Below are 17,484 nucleotides of genomic sequence, written 5' to 3' on the forward strand. Positions count from 1 at the left end.
TTCCTTTCCATTCTCCGCCGAATTATCTTAATTAGTGGCATCAATCGCCTAAACAGTATTATTAGATTGGCTAAATATCCCATTTCTTTGCACTGTGAGTATTTAACAACCTAATTGTTTCATTAAATCTAATCAAATGAAAAAGAAGCATTATTTATTATTTTTATTGGCTTCGCTCTTTTTACTGACAGATGTGGTGTGGGCACAAACATCTGCCACAGTAAGTGGAGTAGTGATCGATGAGAATGGAGAAACCCTGCCGGGTGTTTCCGTCGTCGAAGTAGGTACAACAAACGGTGTCCTGACAGACCTGAACGGACACTACACCTTAAAAACAACTTCTGCCAAACCTTCCGTTTCTTTCAGTTACATTGGTTATCAGACCACCACGCTTCTCCTGAACGGGCGTACGAAACTTGATGTACAGATGAAAGTGGAAACGAAAGTGCTGGATGAAGTAGTGGTAGTGGGCTACGGTGTACAGAAGAAAGTGAACCTGACCGGTTCTGTGACTTCCATCAACTTTGCCGACCAGACGGAAGGACGACCCATCATGAGTGTTTCTTCCGTCCTTTCGGGACTTGCCGCCGGTATGAACGTCACGCAGGCTTCGGGACAACCCGGTTCGGACGGTGCCACCATCCGCGTCCGCGGTAACGGTACGTTCAATACCAACTCCCCATTGGTCCTGGTGGACGGTATCGAATGGAGCATGGACAATGTGAACCCCAACGACATCGAAAGCATCTCCGTACTGAAAGACGCTGCCTCCACAGCTATTTATGGTACGCGAGCCGCCAACGGAGTCATCCTTATCACCACCAAAAGCGGGAAAGGCAAACCGCAAATCTCCTATTCTTATTCGGGAGTCGTGCAGATGCCCTACAATAACCTCTCTTTCGTAAGCGACTATGCCCGTTATATGGGACTGGTGAACGAGGCTTGCGACAATGTGAATACCAAAGGTATCTTCTCGCAGGAAAGCATCGACCGCTGGAGGGCTGCTTCTGCCGATCCGAACGGGTTGAACGAGTACGGAGTACCCAATTACGTAGCTTATCCCAACACCGATTGGTTCGACGAAGTATTCGACACCGGATATTCGCAAGAGCACAATCTGTCTGTCTCCGGCAGTTCGGAGAAAGTGAAATACATGCTTTCTTCGGGCTATCTTGACAATCAGGGAGTCATGAACCGCTGGAACCTCGACTCAAGTACGCAGAAAATCAATTTCCGTACCAACCTGGAAGCCAAGATAGTGAAATGGATGACCGTCGGCACCCGTCTCTACGGACAAAAGCAAGATTACGGGATGGCTAATATCAGCAACGGATTCAAGTATCTCTATCAGACCACTCCGGGTGTATACCCCGGCGAACCTAACTACTGGGGACGTGCCGCACTGGCCAGCGAAGAATCTTCCAATGCCAATAATATCTTCGGTCAGATGGCAGGAGCCACCGGTTTCAATACCGTCTGGCGTCTCAACGCATCAGTCTACGGAATTATCACTCCCTATAAAGGGCTCAACATTGAAGGTACATTCAACTATTCGCCGACATTCACCGACAAGTCTTCTTATAGCCGCCAAAATGGTTATTGGGACTACGTCACCGACCAGCGTGTCAGCGAAAGCGCGTTGGAGAACGCTTCCATCACCAATACGAGCGCACGCACCTGGCGTCAGAGTGCCGAAATACTGGTACGCTACAATACAACCATCAAGAAAGACCACGACCTGGGCGCACTGCTCGGATATTCCGCACAGGAATATTACAGCAAGAGCTTTGCTGTTTCCCGTAAAGGCGCTACGGACTGGACGCTGAACGAACTAAGCACTTATGAGACGCTCGTCAGCTCTTCCAGCTCATCGCCTGCCAAATGGGGATTGCTCTCTTATTTCGGCCGTGTCAACTACGGATATAAAGGACGTTATCTCTTCGAAGCCAACCTTCGTGCCGACGCCTCCTCCCGTTTCGGTGTGAACCAGCGTTGGGGATATTTCCCCTCGTTTTCCGGCGGATGGCGTATCTCGGAAGAATCATTCATGCAGGGCGCATCGGACTATCTCTCTAACCTGAAACTCCGTGTTTCCTGGGGAAAGACAGGTAACAACTCTACGGGCAACTACGACTGGCAGGCAAACTACGCCACAGGCAATGTCGTTATCGACGGTGAAGGAACCAAAGGACTGGTACGCAAGAAACTAAGCAACGACAAGCTGCACTGGGAAAGTACCGCCACCACCGACATCGGACTTGATTTCGGCTTCTTCAACCACCGCCTGACGGGTGAGATAGACTATTATAATAAGTATACTTCGGACATTCTCTACCATCCCGAACTCTATCTTTCGATGGGTGTTGTAGGCTCTGCTCCCGAGAATTTGGGTGAAGTGCGCAACCGTGGTGTTGAATTTACCCTCAACTGGAACGACCGTATCGGAAAAGATTTCGAATACCGAGTGGGTATGAACTTCTCTTTCAACGCCAACAAAGTGATGAAGTTCAAAGGCGAACTCCAGAAATACTGGACGTATGATGCACAGGGAAACAAAGTGAGCTATGTCAACAACTTCAGTGATGTGTCTGAATCTGGTTTCGGAGGCTACATCTGCGAAGGCCGCCAACTGGGAGAAACCTATATGTATAAGGTGTACAGAGGTTCCGGCGAAGGCTATACCGGAGGTGCGGTGGATATCCATGCGGGACCGAAGGACGGAATGATACGTACGAAAGAAGATATGGTATGGGTGCAGGCCATGATTGACTCCGGTTATTCGTTCGGAGGAATGAAGACGGTTGCCAAAGACCAGCTTTGGTATGGTGACATACTCTATGCCGACAGCAACGGTGATATGAACTACGGTGATACGAACGACCGGGATTTCTCCGGACACACCAGTGTCCCGAAATTCAATCTGGGCTTCAACTGTGCCTTCTCTTACAAGAACATTGATTTCTCCATGTTATGGTCGGGAGCTTTCGGGCATTACCTCAACTGGAATACGGATTACTACAACTCGACACTGGTCAGCCACGGATATGGCATTATCGAGCATATCGCCGATAACCATTACTTCTTCGATCCTTCCAACCCGGACGATCCGCGCACCAACCAGTGGGGCAAATATCCCCGCCTGACATACGGTACTACCTATAATAACAGAATCCAGAGCGACTGGAACGAATATAAGGGCGACTACTTCAAGTTGAAGAATATCCAAATCGGCTATACGTTGCCGCAACGGATTTCCAGCAAGTTCTTTGTTAATAAACTCCGTGCTTTCGTGTCGATGGACAATATCCTGACGATTACCAGTTATCCGGGACTCGATCCGGAAATAGGAACTGCCATCGGTTATCCGTTGATGCGTCAGATCTCTTTTGGCGGACAGATTACCTTTTAATGATGTAGAACTAAAAAAACAGAATCTGATATGAAAAAGATATTAATGATTTTAACGATGGCGCTGGCGGCTACCTCCTGCATGGATATTCTCGATGTGGCTCCGGAAGACCAGATTGCAAGTGAAAACATGTGGACCACGGAGGAGCTTGCCGACAAGGGAATGGCAGGACTCTACTTCCCGTTCTATGCCACCCAACTCTCCTCTACCCAGCTTCGCCGTGCCGACGGACTGAACCGTCAGGGAATCGAAGCTATGAGCTTTGCAACCGATTATTATTCCAATAACTATCCGGTGGAACTGCTTTCGCTGGCTACCAAGCCTGCCAATGACTTTCAGGTGTGGTATGAATGGAAGTTCTGTTACACCATCATCCATGCGTGTAACGATGCGATTGCCAATCTGCATAAAGCAGATATGAGCGCTAATAAACTGGCGCGTTACCAATGCGAAGCCCGTTTCCTCCGTGCCTGGGCGTACAATCGTCTGAATATGCTTTATCAGGGCGTCCCCGTTTATCTGGAACCCATCAATAACGAAGACTGTACCCGTGGTCAATCTTCGGTAGATGAGGTATGGCAAGTCATTCTGGATGATTTGACGTATTGCATCAACAATCCCGACTTCCCCAATAACACGCTGAATGAAAACTACGGTCGTCCCTCTAAAGGAGCCGCTTATGCCCTGCGTGGTATGGTATATATGTGGAAGAAGCAATACAAGGAAGCAGGCAACGATTTCAAAGAAGTGGAAGCGTGCGGTTATGGCTTGTGGACAGGCGAATATGCCGACTTCTTCAAATATGAAAACGAAAAGGATAAAGAAATGATCTTCTCGCTCCAGTTCAGCGAAGAAACCGGTTATTGTGATAACATTCAGCAAATGACCGGTGCCCGCGATACGTATGATGGCTGGACGGAAATAAAACCTTCCGCAGACTTTGTGGACTACTATAAGAACGCGGACGGATCGGACTTCAAATGGTCGGAAGTAGACGGCTTGGAAGATTGGGACTTACTGACTCCGCAACAACGTGAAATCTTTTTCTGCCGTGACGGATTGGAATCCATGTCCTCACAAAAAAATGCCCTTATCAAACGGGTAGGCGAAGATATCTATCAGAAATATTACCTCAACAGTGGTAATGAAGCCCGTATCAAAAAGGCGTATGACAACCGTGACCCGCGTCTGCAACAGACCGTCGTCACTCCTTATGTGCCGGTGGACTGCTACAAGCCTAATTATGCAGGAGATGCCAACCAGATCGGTAAACAACTCCGTTGGCCGTTGAAGGAACAGGGAACGAATGGCGGAGACTTCTGGCTCGATAAACGTACTTCTGCTTTCTACTGCTATCGCAAGTACAATGAGTTTGAGAAAGGCCGTTTGATTAGCCGGAGCCGTTGCCATACCGACTGGCCGTTGATTCGCTATACCGATGTACTGTTGCAGTATGCCGAAGCATTGGCACAGACCGATCAGCTGGGAGAAGCCATCCGCCTGGTGAATAAAGTACGTACCCGTGCCCACATGCCCGCACTGACAGAGGGCGGAAGTGGTCCGTGCGCAGTGAACGGAAAAGAAGACATGCTCGAAAGGATACGTTACGAACGTCGCGTGGAATTCTGCCTGGAGGGAATTAACTTCTTCGACGAAGTACGTTGGGGAACCTACAAAGAAACCAAATTCCAGGGAAAAGACGTGAATGGCGGCAAGTCCTGGTGGGGCGATATGGTAGAGTATAACTGGTATTATGCCGATTATATATGGCCGTGGACTGCTCCTATCGTTGAAACGCAAAAGAACCCGAACCTGACTAAACGAAGCGGTTGGGCGTATTAATCATAAAGATTTGAATAAGGATGAAGAAAATACTTTTACTATTACTCATTTTTGTATCCGGTTGCACGGGTGTAGTTGCGCAACAGTTTGATTATGGCAAGATAGCGCCTCATCCCCGGTTGTTATTGCCGGCGGGAGGAGAAGAAGCCATCAGGAAAGCCATTGCGGAGTATCCCCCGTTGGCCACTGTTCACCAGCGGATCATGGAACTTTGCGACCGGACACTTACGGAACCACCTGTGGAACGTATCAAGGAGGGCAAACGCCTGCTGGCGATTTCGCGCATCGCATTGAAGCGTATCTATTACCTCTCATACGCTTACCGTATGACGGGAGATAAGAAATATGCTCACCGTGCGGAACAGGAGATGCTGGCCGTCAGTCGTTTCACCGACTGGAACCCCACTCATTTCCTGGATGTGGGTGAGATGGTAATGGCATTGGCTATCGGTTATGACTGGCTGTACGATTCTTTGCAGCCCGACACCCGCCGGGTAGTGCGCGAAGCAATCATCGCGAAAGGCTTCGACGCGGCAAAGAACACCCGTCATGCCTGGTTCTATACAGCTAAGAACAACTGGAATTCCGTATGTAATAGTGGATTGGCGTATGGCGCGCTGGCTCTTTTTGAAGAGGTTCCGGAAGTATCGAAAGGCATCATTGAGAAATGCATGGAGACAAATCCGAAAGCGATGGTAGGTTATGGCCCCGACGGAGGTTATCCCGAAGGGTTCGGATATTGGGGGTACGGAACAAGTTTTCAGGTAATGCTCATTGCTGCGCTCGAAAGTGCTTTCGGCACAGACAATGGGCTCTCCCAAGCCCCCGGCTTCATGGAGTCTGCCCGTTTCATGCAGTATATGACGGCTCCGGGTGGAGACTGTTTCTGTTTCTCGGATTCTCCGGTAGAGGCGGAGTGCAACATGATGATGTTTTGGTTTGCAGGCAAAGCGAAAGACCTTTCCCTGTTGTGGATCGAACGTCAGTATCTCGACCGGCCGGATATGCCGTTTGCCGAAGACCGTTTACTGCCCAGCCTGATGGTGTTCTGTTCGCAGCTCGATTTGAAGAATATCGGCAAGCCGAAGAAAAACTTCTGGTTCAGTCGCGGAGATACACCTGTGTTTATCTACCGTGGCGGATGGGACAGCAAGGAAGATACCTATCTGGGAGTGAAAGGCGGTTCGCCCTCTACCTCTCATGCGCACATGGATGCCGGTTCATTTATCTTCGAGAGAGACGGGGTGCGTTGGGCGATGGACTTGGGTATGCAGAGTTACATCACGCTCGAAAGTAAGGGAGTAGACCTGTGGAATATGTCGCAGAACGGACAACGCTGGGAAGTATTCCGGCTAAGCAATATCGCTCACAACACCCTGACGATTAACGGCGAACGCCATTTGGTAAAGAGTAATGCTCCGATCACCCGTACTTTCGAGTCGAAGAAACAGAAAGGGGCGGAAGTAGACCTGTCGAGTGTGTTTGCCAACAGCGTAAAGAAAGTCGTCCGCACCGTGATATTGGATCAGAAAGACCATCTGGAAGTAACCGACCGGTTGGAGACGGGGGACAAGGAAGCTGCCGTATCCTGGATAATGGTCACTCCGGCGGAAGCCAAAATAACGGGCAAGAACCGGATGGAATTAACCAAAGACGGACAACGGATGCTATTGACGGTAGATGCCGATACGGAAGTAGAAATGAAAACCTGGTCGAACGTGCCCCCGCATGAATATGATTTCCGCAATCCGGGAACCATCCGCGTGGGCTTTGAGACGGTGATTCCTGCCAATCGTGCCTCGCAACTGAAAGTACGACTTATTCCTTTGAAGTAGTAATACAAATAAATTCATTGAACCATGAAAACGATTCTTTTTAAAACAATCATCATAGCTTTCTTTGTAGGAACAGCCGTTAGTTGTTCCGATGAAGATGAGAACAGATTCCGTCCGGGATCTACCCATGAGAAACCGAATCCCACGGAGCCGGAGGGCGGACTGGATTATTCCAAACTGACTGCGGACAATCATCCCCGCCTGTTGATGAACGCCGAGGCCTTCACTGCGTTGAAAGCCAAAGTGGATGCCAATTCGAGTGCCAATCTGACCTTGCTCCATAATACCATTATGGGAGTGTGCAACAGCAAAGGGATGAACGCCACGGCACTGACTTATAAATTGGATGCCAGCAACAAACGTATTCTCGATGTATCCCGCGATGCGTTACTGCGTATTTTCACCTGTGCTTATGCCTACCGGATGACCGGCGATACCAAATACCTGACTAAAGCGGAAACGGATATGAACGCTGTCTGCAACTTTCCCGACTGGAATTCGAAACGTCACTTTCTCGATGTGGGCGAAATGGCTACGGCTGTTGCGTTCGGCTACGACTGGCTCTACAACGAACTAAGTGCAGCCACCCGTACGAAAGCGGCCAACGCACTGTTGAAGTTTGCCTTCCAACAGGCGCAGAACAAGAACTGGAACCTCAACTTCTACGAAGCCACCAACAACTGGAACCAGGTTTGTAATGGCGGACTGGTCTGTGCGGCACTGGCTTCTTATGAAAACAATCCTTCCGAAGCAAAGGACATGATTGAAAAGGCATTGGAATCCAACAAACCTGCATTGGAAGTGATGTATTCTCCCGACGGCAACTATCCGGAGGGCAGCGGTTACTGGTGTTACGGCACGCTCTATCAGGTATTGATGCTTGCCGCCCTCAACAGTACGCTCGGTACGGATAACGGGCTTTCCGATACACCGGGATTCTCCAAGACGGCAGAATATATGCTGTATATGACAGGCTTGAACAGCAAGTTCTTTAATTATTCCGACTGTGCTCCCTCCTCTACTGCGGCATTGGCTTCGTGGTGGTTTGCCGATAAATACAGTAATCCGTCCTTATTATATAATGAGCTGAAAATGCTGAAGAACGGCGAATACGCTTCTTGTGCCGAAAACCGCCTGTTGCCGATGATTATGGCGTTTGCCAATAATCTGAATCTGGACGCAATCTCCGCTCCTTCCAATAAACTATGGAGTGGAAAAGGGGAAACGCCCGTGGTGATGGTACATACCGACTGGACATACACCGATACGGACAAATACCTCGGAATCAAAGGCGGCAAGGCAGGTTCGAGCCACGGACACATGGATGCCGGTTCATTTGTATACGATGCGTATGGAGTGCGTTGGTCGATGGATTTCGGTCTGCAAAGTTATACAACGCTCGAGTCGGTATTAGCCGGCTTAGGCGGTAATCTTTGGGATATGGGACAGAACTCGATGCGTTGGGATGTATTTCGTTTGAATAACTTGAATCATAGCACGATTTCAATCAATGACGCCCGTCACCGGGTAAATGGGGCGGCTACGCTGACTACTACTATCAATACCGCTACGGAATTGGGAGCCACTTTCGATCTGACAGAAGTAGTGTCCGATCAGGCTGCGTCCGCTACCCGTACCGTGAAAATCGTGAACGATAAAGATTTAGTGGTCATGGATGAGATCAAGGCAAGAACGGATAAATCCGCCAAAGTGCGTTGGTGCATGGTGACGCCTGCCGTTCCGACGGTGGAAAGTAACCGCATCGTACTAACGAACGGAAGCAAAGTGATGTATCTCACAGCCAGCGGAAGCGTGAAGCCTACCTACAAGCAATGGAGTACCACCAGTGAGAACTTTTATGACCAGGCTAATCCGGGCACCTATATGGTCGGCTTTGAAGCAACGGTCACCGCCAATCAGACCGCCACATTTACCACAACCCTGTCCCCTAAATAAAAAGAATCGAACGTATGAGAATCCTATTAATATCTATACTCGGACTTTTGACATTGGCCTCCTGCACGAAGCAGGAGCCGATGGAGGAGTTGATTGACCGTGTATTTACCGTTGCGGAGCAACAATACACGGCTATGGACACCCACCTGACAGAAAAGACACTTCCCCGCACGCTCTCTGCCGACGGTGAGTTTGTTCCCTCGAATATCTATTGGTGGTGCAGCGGCTTCTATCCCGGTTCCCTTTGGTATATCTACGAATATACCCGGAAGGACGCAGTGAAAACACTGGCCGAGAAGAACACGCTGAAACTCGACTCTATACAATACGTGACCAGAGATCATGATGTCGGTTTCCAGTTGAATTGCAGTTACGGCAATGCTTTCCGGTTGACAGGTAATGAGGCTTATAAACAAGTGCTCTATCAGGGTGCCAAATCCTTGTCAACCCGCTTCAATCCTGCTACCGGTGTGATCCGTAGCTGGGACTTTGTACGCAAAGGCTGCGACTGGAAGTTTCCGGTGATTATTGACAATATGATGAACCTTGAACTGCTGTTGTCCATGTCGAAAGCCTACGCCGACGACTCTTTGCAGAACATTGCCTGTACGCATGCCAATACCACTATCCAGCATCACTTCCGGGATGATTATTCCACGTATCATCTGGTGGATTATGACCCTGAAACGGGTGCGGTGCGCGGCAAGCAAACAGTGCAGGGCTTCTCGGACGATTCCTCCTGGAGTCGCGGACAGGCATGGGCCTTGTATAGCTATACGATGATGTTCCGCCTGACGGGGTATCAGAATTATCTGTTGCAAGCCGGGCATATCGCCGATATGCTGCTCCGCCGTCTACCTGCCGACGGTATTCCTTACTGGGATTTCGACGCTCCGGTAGAAGAACAGACCTATCGGGATGCTTCCGCTGCGGCTATCATGGCCTCCGCCTTTATCGAACTAAGCCGTTATATCCCCGGCACGGAAGCCAAGGAATCTTATCTTGCCATGGCAGAAAAGCAACTCCGTACGCTTGCCTCGAAAGAGTATCTGGCAGAACCGGGTACGAACGAATGTTTCATCCTGAAGCACAGCGTGGGTGCACTTCCTGATAAAAGCGAAGTAGATGTCCCCCTGACGTATGCCGATTATTACTTTTTAGAAGCATTGCTGCGGTATAAGAATTTACAAAAATAAGACTAATACAATATGATTATGAAGAACTTACATATAAATATGGCATTTATCTTCGTACTACTGCTGATAACTGCCTCCTGTTCGGACAAGGATGATTCGGCTCCACGTGTCATCCCCACCATGAACCTAACAGTTTCGGAGATTGCAGACAATACGGCTCTGATTACTTCCGAGCAGCAAACAGGTACTACGTTCGGAGCAAAAGTCATTGAATTCTATCCGGTGGCGGACATCGGTTTTGACTATAACATTGAAGTGAAGCTGGTGAAATTCGTAGAAGAGAACGGAGAACCCGTATCTCTGCCCTATACGCGCAAAATCACCGAAGGATTGCGTCCGGGAGTGAATTACATCAGTGCGATCATCGCCTATAATGCCGAAGGACGTGCCGTGTGTTCCGCTTTCCAGACCTGGAAAGCTTCAGGAACGGAAGGAGCATGGAGTGACGGCGGTTCTGCCGGTGATCTGGAAGAGAATGAATGGTAAAAATGGTGTAACTCAAAAGAATGAATGGTATGAAAAATAGATTATTTGCAATAGGTGCAATGATTCTCATGATGACAAGTTGCACGCAGGACGAACTTATTTCGTCCGATAAGGGCAAAGAACCGGCAACGGCAGGTTCATGTCTGACGTTGGTTGGACTCTCGTCTCCGCAGACGCGTGTTTCTATCGGTGACAAAACAGGGGACGTTTATCCGGTGCTCTGGAGCGAAGGGGATGCCTTGGGCGTTTTCTCCCGTACGGCAGGGACCGATATCAATAATGTGCAGTCTTTATTGAGTGATGAGTCGATCGGACAAAACTCCGGTGTCTTTACTTCGGACGACGTGAAGATGGCGGAAGAAGGAGCTACGGAACTTCTTATTTACTATCCTTACCGGGCAAGTACGGAACTAGCCGAAAATGGCAACAAGATAACTTCTACCCTGTCCGTTGAGCAGGAACAAAGCCGTCCCGGCGATAGCCGTCATATTGGAAAGTATGGTTTTGCGTTTGCCAAGGCTACGGTCAGCGGTCCGGATATGCTTGCTAAGTTTACGTTGAACCATGCGATGGCGTATGTGAAGTTCAGTATCTCGTCCCAGGAGCTTTCTACATACAAGCTCAAGAGTGTTTCTTTATATGACAAGGAGACAAAGACTCCTCTTTCCGGTGTATTCACAGCAGATTTGGATACGGACGAACTGACCTACGGTACGGATGTGAAACCGTATGCTACTGTTTCACTGACTACTCCCGAAATGCTCGCTTTCGCACAGGATATATACCTGACTACGTATCCTGCTGATTTGAGCGGCAAAGAAGTGTACATTGTCATCACTCTGGAGAATGACCAACAGACTATTACAATTCCTATTCTCAAAGAAGGAAAGCAACTGAAAGCCAATGCTGTCAATACGATTGCTATCAACAACCTGAAACTTTCGGATAATTCCTGCGAATGGTACGAGCCGGTAGAGACACGTCTGCTGGCTGGAGGATGGGCTTATGGCGAGTCCAACTGTCTGTTGACGAATATTTCTACCAGTGGCGTGAGCAATACGATGAGTGTGAAAGCACGTGGTAACTTTATGGAAGTGGAAGAACCCAAGTATGCCAAAACTATTCTGGGTTGCGATTTGAACGTTAATCATAAGATGATTGCCGTGAATGGCTCTACTACGGACATCTCTCCTATTGGCAGTGATTACAATATTACGATCAACACCTATAAAGTAAGTGGAGGCTATGACGGCGGTTGCGGTCAGGTGGCTATCTATGGAGCGGATCAGACTACCGTCATCTGGAGTTTTATTATCTGGATGACCCCTACTCCGGCAGAACACCCTTATGGTAATACGGGATATGTAGTGTTGGATCGTAATCTGGGTACTTATATGACGTGCGAAGGAGACAACTGGAAGCAAAACGGTGTTTACTTCCAATGGGGACGTCCTACGCCGGTCGGCTGGTCGGGAACCGTGGGTACTAATATACCTACCGAAGCCACCAACGTCCGCTTCTCTATAGAAAATCCCCGCGCGTTGCTTTATACCAATAATGTGGAGAATACAAAATCCGACTGGTATCTGGGCGCATGGACCGGTGCACGTACCGATCGTAAAGATGACTTCTGGGGTAACCCGAACGAATCGAGCACTTATCTCAATCCTTCTGACGGTCATAAATCTATTTATGATCCTTGTCCGAAAGGTTACCGGGTTGTATCTCCCCGCGTATTGGATGAGATAGAACAGAAAGGTGAATTTGTGAAACAGAGCGCAACTGCGGTATTTAAATATTGCTATGACGGTACGAACTATGCTTATTGGCCGTTGGCAGGTTGTAAGTGGGGTTCCAACGGCGGTAATAATGGCAACAATACAGGATTGGATACCGCTAAGGGTGCCGCTTGCTATTGGTCTAACTCATCGGCAAGCAGTTATGGAAATGACAAGGATCAGGGAGCTACTTCTCTGTATTATAAAGTTTCCGATAAGACTTGGACACATTCCTCCGGTCGTTCCCATGCGTTCTCCGTGCGTTGTATGAAGGATGCCGAGAATCGTTGATTCTCTTCGTTGATTCTCTTCATTGAGAATATGAAATAGAATTCCCCGCTATATGAAAGTTTCTGCCTGTCTCCGGATACAAGGAACTTTCATATAACGGGGAATCTGTTCTGTTTTTAAGATATTCACGAAAAAAGGAAAGAAAGAAAAGAGCCAAACAGAAAATAAACTGCATGAACAATTGCAAGAATATACATTATATCTCTCTATTTTGTATTTATTTCCTTGAAATATGCACGATATGGTGTAATTAAACGCTCTGTTTGCCGTAATCAAACCCTCTGTTTGGTTTAAACAAACCGTCCGTTTGCTATAATCAAACCTTTCGTTTCTTTTAAAGGAAGCTAAACTTGGTTTTTGAAGAGGATGTATTGAGCTACTTTGTCTTTTTCTACTGTTGATTTATAAATAGCAATCTGATGCATCTCTTGTGAAATGATAGCTGTTTGTGTTTTTGAATGGCTACTTTTATTGCAACTTGTTTGCTAATAGTACCTATCTGGTGTTATTTGCGAAATCTGTAACTCTAAATGGAGGGCGTTTTTCATGAAGTGCAAGGAAACGGCTCGAATGATGAAGAGCAGGACAGATAAAATATACAATTCTTCATGTTGGCACTTTTTTCAGCGATCAATGTCTTTTCTCTATAAGTATGTATCTCTCTTAAATCACCATATATGGTGAAAAGCATGATAGTATGCTTTTATACTATGCTATTTATGCGTAAATTCACTGTATATGGTGAATTAGCTTGTTTTTCTACTAAAAAGATTCTATCTTTGTGAGAAAGTCACTATATATGGTGAATTATGGATTTAATAGAGATAGGAAAACATATTCGCGAAAGGCGTAAAGAGTTGGGCTTGGATCAGGCTACGTTGGCAACTCTTGCAGGAATAGGGATTAACGCTTTGGTCCGCTTGGAACGTGGAAGTGGTAATCCCCGCTTCGATGTCCTTTTTAATGTCCTGAAAACTTTAGGACTTAGTATTCATATTCAATAATAGACACGCATATGAGTCGATCTGCCAAAGTCTATATAAAAGGTATTTATGCCGGTCTGTTAACAGAAATAGATCGTGAACACTATTCATTCTGTTATGATACGGACTATTATAATAATCCACAACTCCCAGCTGTCTCACTGACCATGCCCAAGACACAGCAGGAATATACCTCTTCCTATCTTTTCCCTGTCTTTTTTAATATGACATCTGAAGGGGATAATCGTATTATTCAAGCTAGAAACCTGCATATTGATGAAGAGGATGATTTTGGTATTCTTCTGGCTACTGCCCATACAGATACAATCGGAGCAATAACAGTTAAAAGAATATGATAATGGAAACAGATACTCATATTTGTCCCTCACTTTTACGGGAGACTGGCGGAGAAAGCGGATACTCACCCAAAGCCTTGAAACTGCTTTTTGACGGAGAAAATATATCTTGTGAATTGCCTTATAAGCATTTTGATGATAATGTCGGCATTGATATCTTCAATAACAATAGCAAACGCATATCTGTTTCAGGAGTCCAGATTAAGTATTCTTTAGTTGCCGATGACGGGATATTGCGATTAACCAAAGAGGGAGAACAGGGCGAATTCATATTAAAGCCTGTCCCTAATAATCTTCGTAACAAGGAGTTTTGCCCTGCCAACGAACATTTGACAATGCAGATAGCTGCGCAAGTATATGGGATTCCGACAGCTCCTAATGGATTATGCTTTTTTCAGGACGGAACCCCTGCTTATTTTGTACGACGTTTTGATTTGTCGGGGAAAGGAAAGTTGCAAAAGGAGGATTTTGCTTCTTTAGCCGGGCTTACCAGGAAAAATGGAGGTTCCGATTATAAATATGATAATCTGGCTTATGAAGAGTTCGCAGGAATTATAGATAAATACAGTTCTGTGCCACAAGTAGATAAACTACGTTTCTTTGAACTTGTTTTATTCAATTTTGTCTATTCTAACGGCGACGCTCATTTAAAGAACTTTTCTTTATTGGAAGAGAAAAAAGGAAGATTCCGCCTATCTCCTGCATACGATTTATTGAATACTCATCTCCATATAAACGATGGTATCTTTGCCATGAGCAAAGGTCTGTTTGTTAATCCTGAATCGGATTATTTCGGTGCTGCATCGGCGGTTACAGGAAAAACATTCTATTATTTTGGTTTGAAAATAGGCCTACCCGAACGTTTGGTAAACTCTTGTCTGGAGAAATATACTAAGGTATATGAATTAACAGATAAACTGATTGAACATTCTTTCCTTTCTAAAGAACTGAAACAGCAATATAGACTTATGTATAAGTCAAGAATCGGGAGTTATCTTAGTGTTATTGAGTAATAATGTGCACATTATTACTCATTTTTTATAGTAAGATGAGCAAGACTCCCAAAAAGATTTTTCTAACATAAGAATCTGTTCTTTTTGTCATTCTTCTTTTCTGTTCCGATAATTGGCCGGTGATGTTCCCAAATGCGCTTTTACGTATTTCCCGAAAAAGGACTGATTGGGGAAGTTGAATTCTTCCGCAATTTCCTTGATAGACTTTTCCGAACGTTTTAATCGGTATTTGATATGCTCCACGGCAGTTTCATTAATCAAATCCAACGGAGTCCTGCCACACGCCTGTTTGATGACTTTCGAGAAATGCTTCGGAGTGTAGCAAAGCTCGTTGGCAAAATAACTCACCGAACGGTGCATACCCTTGTCCTTCGATAACAGTTCCATGAACTTCCGCAAAATGTAATTCACCTGTTTGATGCCTTCTTTCGAACCTTCCGTATTGCCGGCGGCTTCCATTTCCTTATGAAGCTGCCCCAGCATTTCGCAAAAGATAGCAGAAAAGAGATATTGCATCACTTCTTTGTGGTAGCAATGAGGCTCATCGTTTATCTTGGCTATAATTAAATCCCGGTAGAATCCGAAGAAAGTTTTATCCTCCCCGTTGCCAACCGACTTCACCGGATTGTTGTGGATATGAATGGCAGTATTCCACGTTTCCTTTTCCATTTTAATAATACGTTGCAGGAAACGGGTAGAGAATCCGGCAAGCCTGACCTTATATTTAGGACTAAGCATCGTATGGCTGATAATCGTATTGGGCAGACCGAGCAGCAGCTCGCCCGCCTGCAACTTGTAGGTCCGGTAGTTGACGTCCAGCTGGATGCACCCTTCTATGCAAACCGCGATGAGAAAACAATTCAGTTTGATTGTATCATTACTATAAGGAGTCCCCTCCAGACTGTTGACTATCGCAAAGTCATCATCTATATAATCAAGGACGTGCTGACTGTCCTTAAAATCCTCTATATCCACCGTAATAATGTTCTCTTTTTCCATGTTCTTTCCTTTTTTACTTTTTGCAAAGTTGGTGAATAATCGGGAAAACAGAATGTCCCATATTTCTTCAGATTTGTTTGATATGTCGTTTATTGCCAAATAGTTAGCTATAATAAACGTAAATGGCGAGAATGGGACATTTATGGAGGGAAATTGGTCACTGTTGCCTTGTTCTTTTCTCCTACTTTTGTCCAGGATTTAACAAAAGACCAAAAGAGAAAGTATGATTACAGTAAGCAAAAAATGGATACGGCTGATAGGGATTGTCGGTTGTACAGTGTGGATGGCATCTTGCAAGCAGGCATCGGATGCGGGAGTGAAATCTTCTTCTTATGCAGTAATGCAGATAGAAGCGGTGGATAAGGAATTTTCTTCTTCCTATTCGGCGAGCATACGTGGGCGACAGGATATTGATATTTATCCGCAGGTGTCGGGAACGATTGAGAAACTCTGTGTGACCGAAGGGCAAAAAGTACGCCGCGGGCAATCGCTTTTCATTATCGACCAAGTGCCTTACAAGGCCGCACTGAAAACCGCCACTGCCAATGTGGAAGCAGCACGTGCCGCGCTGGGTACTGCCGAACTGACCTACAAGAGCAACAAAGAACTGTATGCGCAGAAAGTAGTTTCGGAATTCAGTCTGAAAACGGCCGAGAATTCTTATCTCACCGCCAAAGCTCAACTGTCGCAGGCCGAAGCCCAGGAGATCAGTGCCCGCAACAATCTCTCTTATACCGAAGTGAAAAGTCCCAGTGACGGAGTCGTAGGTGCATTGCCTTATCGTGCAGGCGCATTGGTAAGTGCCAATATGCCTTATCCGCTTACTACGGTCAGCGACAATTCGGATATGTATGTCTATTTCTCCATGACCGAGAATCAGTTGCTTGCCCTCACCCGCCAGTATGGCGACATGGACGAAGCTTTGAAGAACATGCCGGAAGTGGAATTGCGCCTCAATGATAATTCGGTTTATAATAAGAAAGGTGTCATCGAATCCATCAGCGGCGTCATCGACCGGCAAACGGGTACTGTGGTGGCGCGCGTGGTGTTTCCCAACGAATCGCGGTTGCTTCATAGCGGAGCCTCGGGCACGGTGGTAGTGCCAAGCATTTATAAAGACTGTATCGCCATTCCGCAGACGGCCACCGTGAAGATGCAGGATAAGACGATTGTATATAAGGTAGTGGACGGGAAGGCTGTCTCTACCCTGATAACAGTGGCCGAAAACAATGACGGACGCGAATATGTGGTGCTGGACGGACTGAAAGCAGGTGATGAAATCGTATCGGAAGGCGCCGGACTGGTGCGTGAAGGCACGCAAGTTAAATAAGAAGGAGATT

The 17,484-nt window shown here is 46.7% G+C and carries 12 protein-coding genes; 11 read left to right on the forward strand and 1 reads right to left on the reverse strand.

The window, feature by feature from the left end; genetic code table 11:
- The first annotated feature begins 136 nt into the window (after positions 1 to 136).
- From Bovatus_RS15770 to Bovatus_RS15815, 10 genes are all read left to right on the forward strand, one after another.
- On the forward strand, positions 137 to 3,409 hold the full coding sequence (locus Bovatus_RS15770) for a SusC/RagA family TonB-linked outer membrane protein (RefSeq protein ID WP_004298768.1): 3,273 nt from the start codon (positions 137 to 139) through the stop codon (positions 3,407 to 3,409).
- A gap of 30 nt (positions 3,410 to 3,439) precedes the next feature.
- Positions 3,440 to 5,251 carry a RagB/SusD family nutrient uptake outer membrane protein gene (locus tag Bovatus_RS15775; protein ID WP_004298770.1) on the forward strand — a complete coding sequence of 604 codons (1,812 nt, stop codon included), beginning with the start codon at positions 3,440 to 3,442 and terminating at the stop codon, positions 5,249 to 5,251.
- 20 nt (positions 5,252 to 5,271) lie between these two features.
- Positions 5,272 to 7,086 carry a heparinase II/III domain-containing protein gene (locus Bovatus_RS15780; protein ID WP_004298772.1) on the forward strand — a complete coding sequence of 605 codons (1,815 nt, stop codon included), beginning with the start codon at positions 5,272 to 5,274 and terminating at the stop codon, positions 7,084 to 7,086.
- Between the two features lie 24 nt (positions 7,087 to 7,110).
- Positions 7,111 to 9,042 (forward strand): heparinase II/III domain-containing protein, encoded by a 1,932-nt coding sequence (locus Bovatus_RS15785; RefSeq protein ID WP_004298774.1) that lies wholly within the window; start codon positions 7,111 to 7,113, stop codon positions 9,040 to 9,042.
- Positions 9,043 to 9,056: 14 nt separating this feature from the next.
- Positions 9,057 to 10,238: a glycoside hydrolase family 88 protein gene (locus Bovatus_RS15790; RefSeq protein ID WP_004298776.1), complete on the forward strand. Its 1,182-nt coding sequence runs from the start codon at positions 9,057 to 9,059 to the stop codon at positions 10,236 to 10,238.
- A gap of 12 nt (positions 10,239 to 10,250) precedes the next feature.
- The gene (locus tag Bovatus_RS15795; protein WP_004298778.1) at positions 10,251 to 10,724 is read left to right on the forward strand and encodes a hypothetical protein; all 474 of its coding nucleotides are present in this window, start codon (positions 10,251 to 10,253) and stop codon (positions 10,722 to 10,724) included.
- Positions 10,725 to 10,753: 29 nt separating this feature from the next.
- On the forward strand, positions 10,754 to 12,793 hold the full coding sequence (locus Bovatus_RS15800) for a fimbrillin family protein (RefSeq protein ID WP_052587943.1): 2,040 nt from the start codon (positions 10,754 to 10,756) through the stop codon (positions 12,791 to 12,793).
- A gap of 809 nt (positions 12,794 to 13,602) precedes the next feature.
- Positions 13,603 to 13,797, forward strand: a complete 195-nt coding sequence (locus tag Bovatus_RS15805; protein WP_004298788.1) for a helix-turn-helix domain-containing protein — start codon at positions 13,603 to 13,605, stop codon at positions 13,795 to 13,797.
- Positions 13,798 to 13,808: 11 nt separating this feature from the next.
- On the forward strand, positions 13,809 to 14,132 hold the full coding sequence (locus tag Bovatus_RS15810; protein WP_004298791.1) for a HipA N-terminal domain-containing protein: 324 nt from the start codon (positions 13,809 to 13,811) through the stop codon (positions 14,130 to 14,132).
- A gap of 2 nt (positions 14,133 to 14,134) precedes the next feature.
- Positions 14,135 to 15,145 carry a type II toxin-antitoxin system HipA family toxin gene (locus tag Bovatus_RS15815; protein WP_052587930.1) on the forward strand — a complete coding sequence of 337 codons (1,011 nt, stop codon included), beginning with the start codon at positions 14,135 to 14,137 and terminating at the stop codon, positions 15,143 to 15,145.
- An 87-nt stretch (positions 15,146 to 15,232) separates the two neighbouring features.
- Here Bovatus_RS15815 and Bovatus_RS15820 read toward each other — a convergent pair whose 3' ends face one another.
- Complete coding sequence (locus Bovatus_RS15820) at positions 15,233 to 16,144, reverse strand: helix-turn-helix domain-containing protein (protein WP_004322625.1); 912 nt, start codon at positions 16,142 to 16,144, stop codon at positions 15,233 to 15,235.
- A 223-nt stretch (positions 16,145 to 16,367) separates the two neighbouring features.
- Here Bovatus_RS15820 and Bovatus_RS15825 point away from each other — a divergent pair, with 223 nt between their 5' ends.
- Positions 16,368 to 17,474: an efflux RND transporter periplasmic adaptor subunit gene (locus tag Bovatus_RS15825; protein WP_004298799.1), complete on the forward strand. Its 1,107-nt coding sequence runs from the start codon at positions 16,368 to 16,370 to the stop codon at positions 17,472 to 17,474.
- Positions 17,475 to 17,484 lie beyond the last annotated feature (10 nt).

Source organism: Bacteroides ovatus (assembly GCF_001314995.1).
Lineage (GTDB): Bacteria > Bacteroidota > Bacteroidia > Bacteroidales > Bacteroidaceae > Bacteroides > Bacteroides ovatus.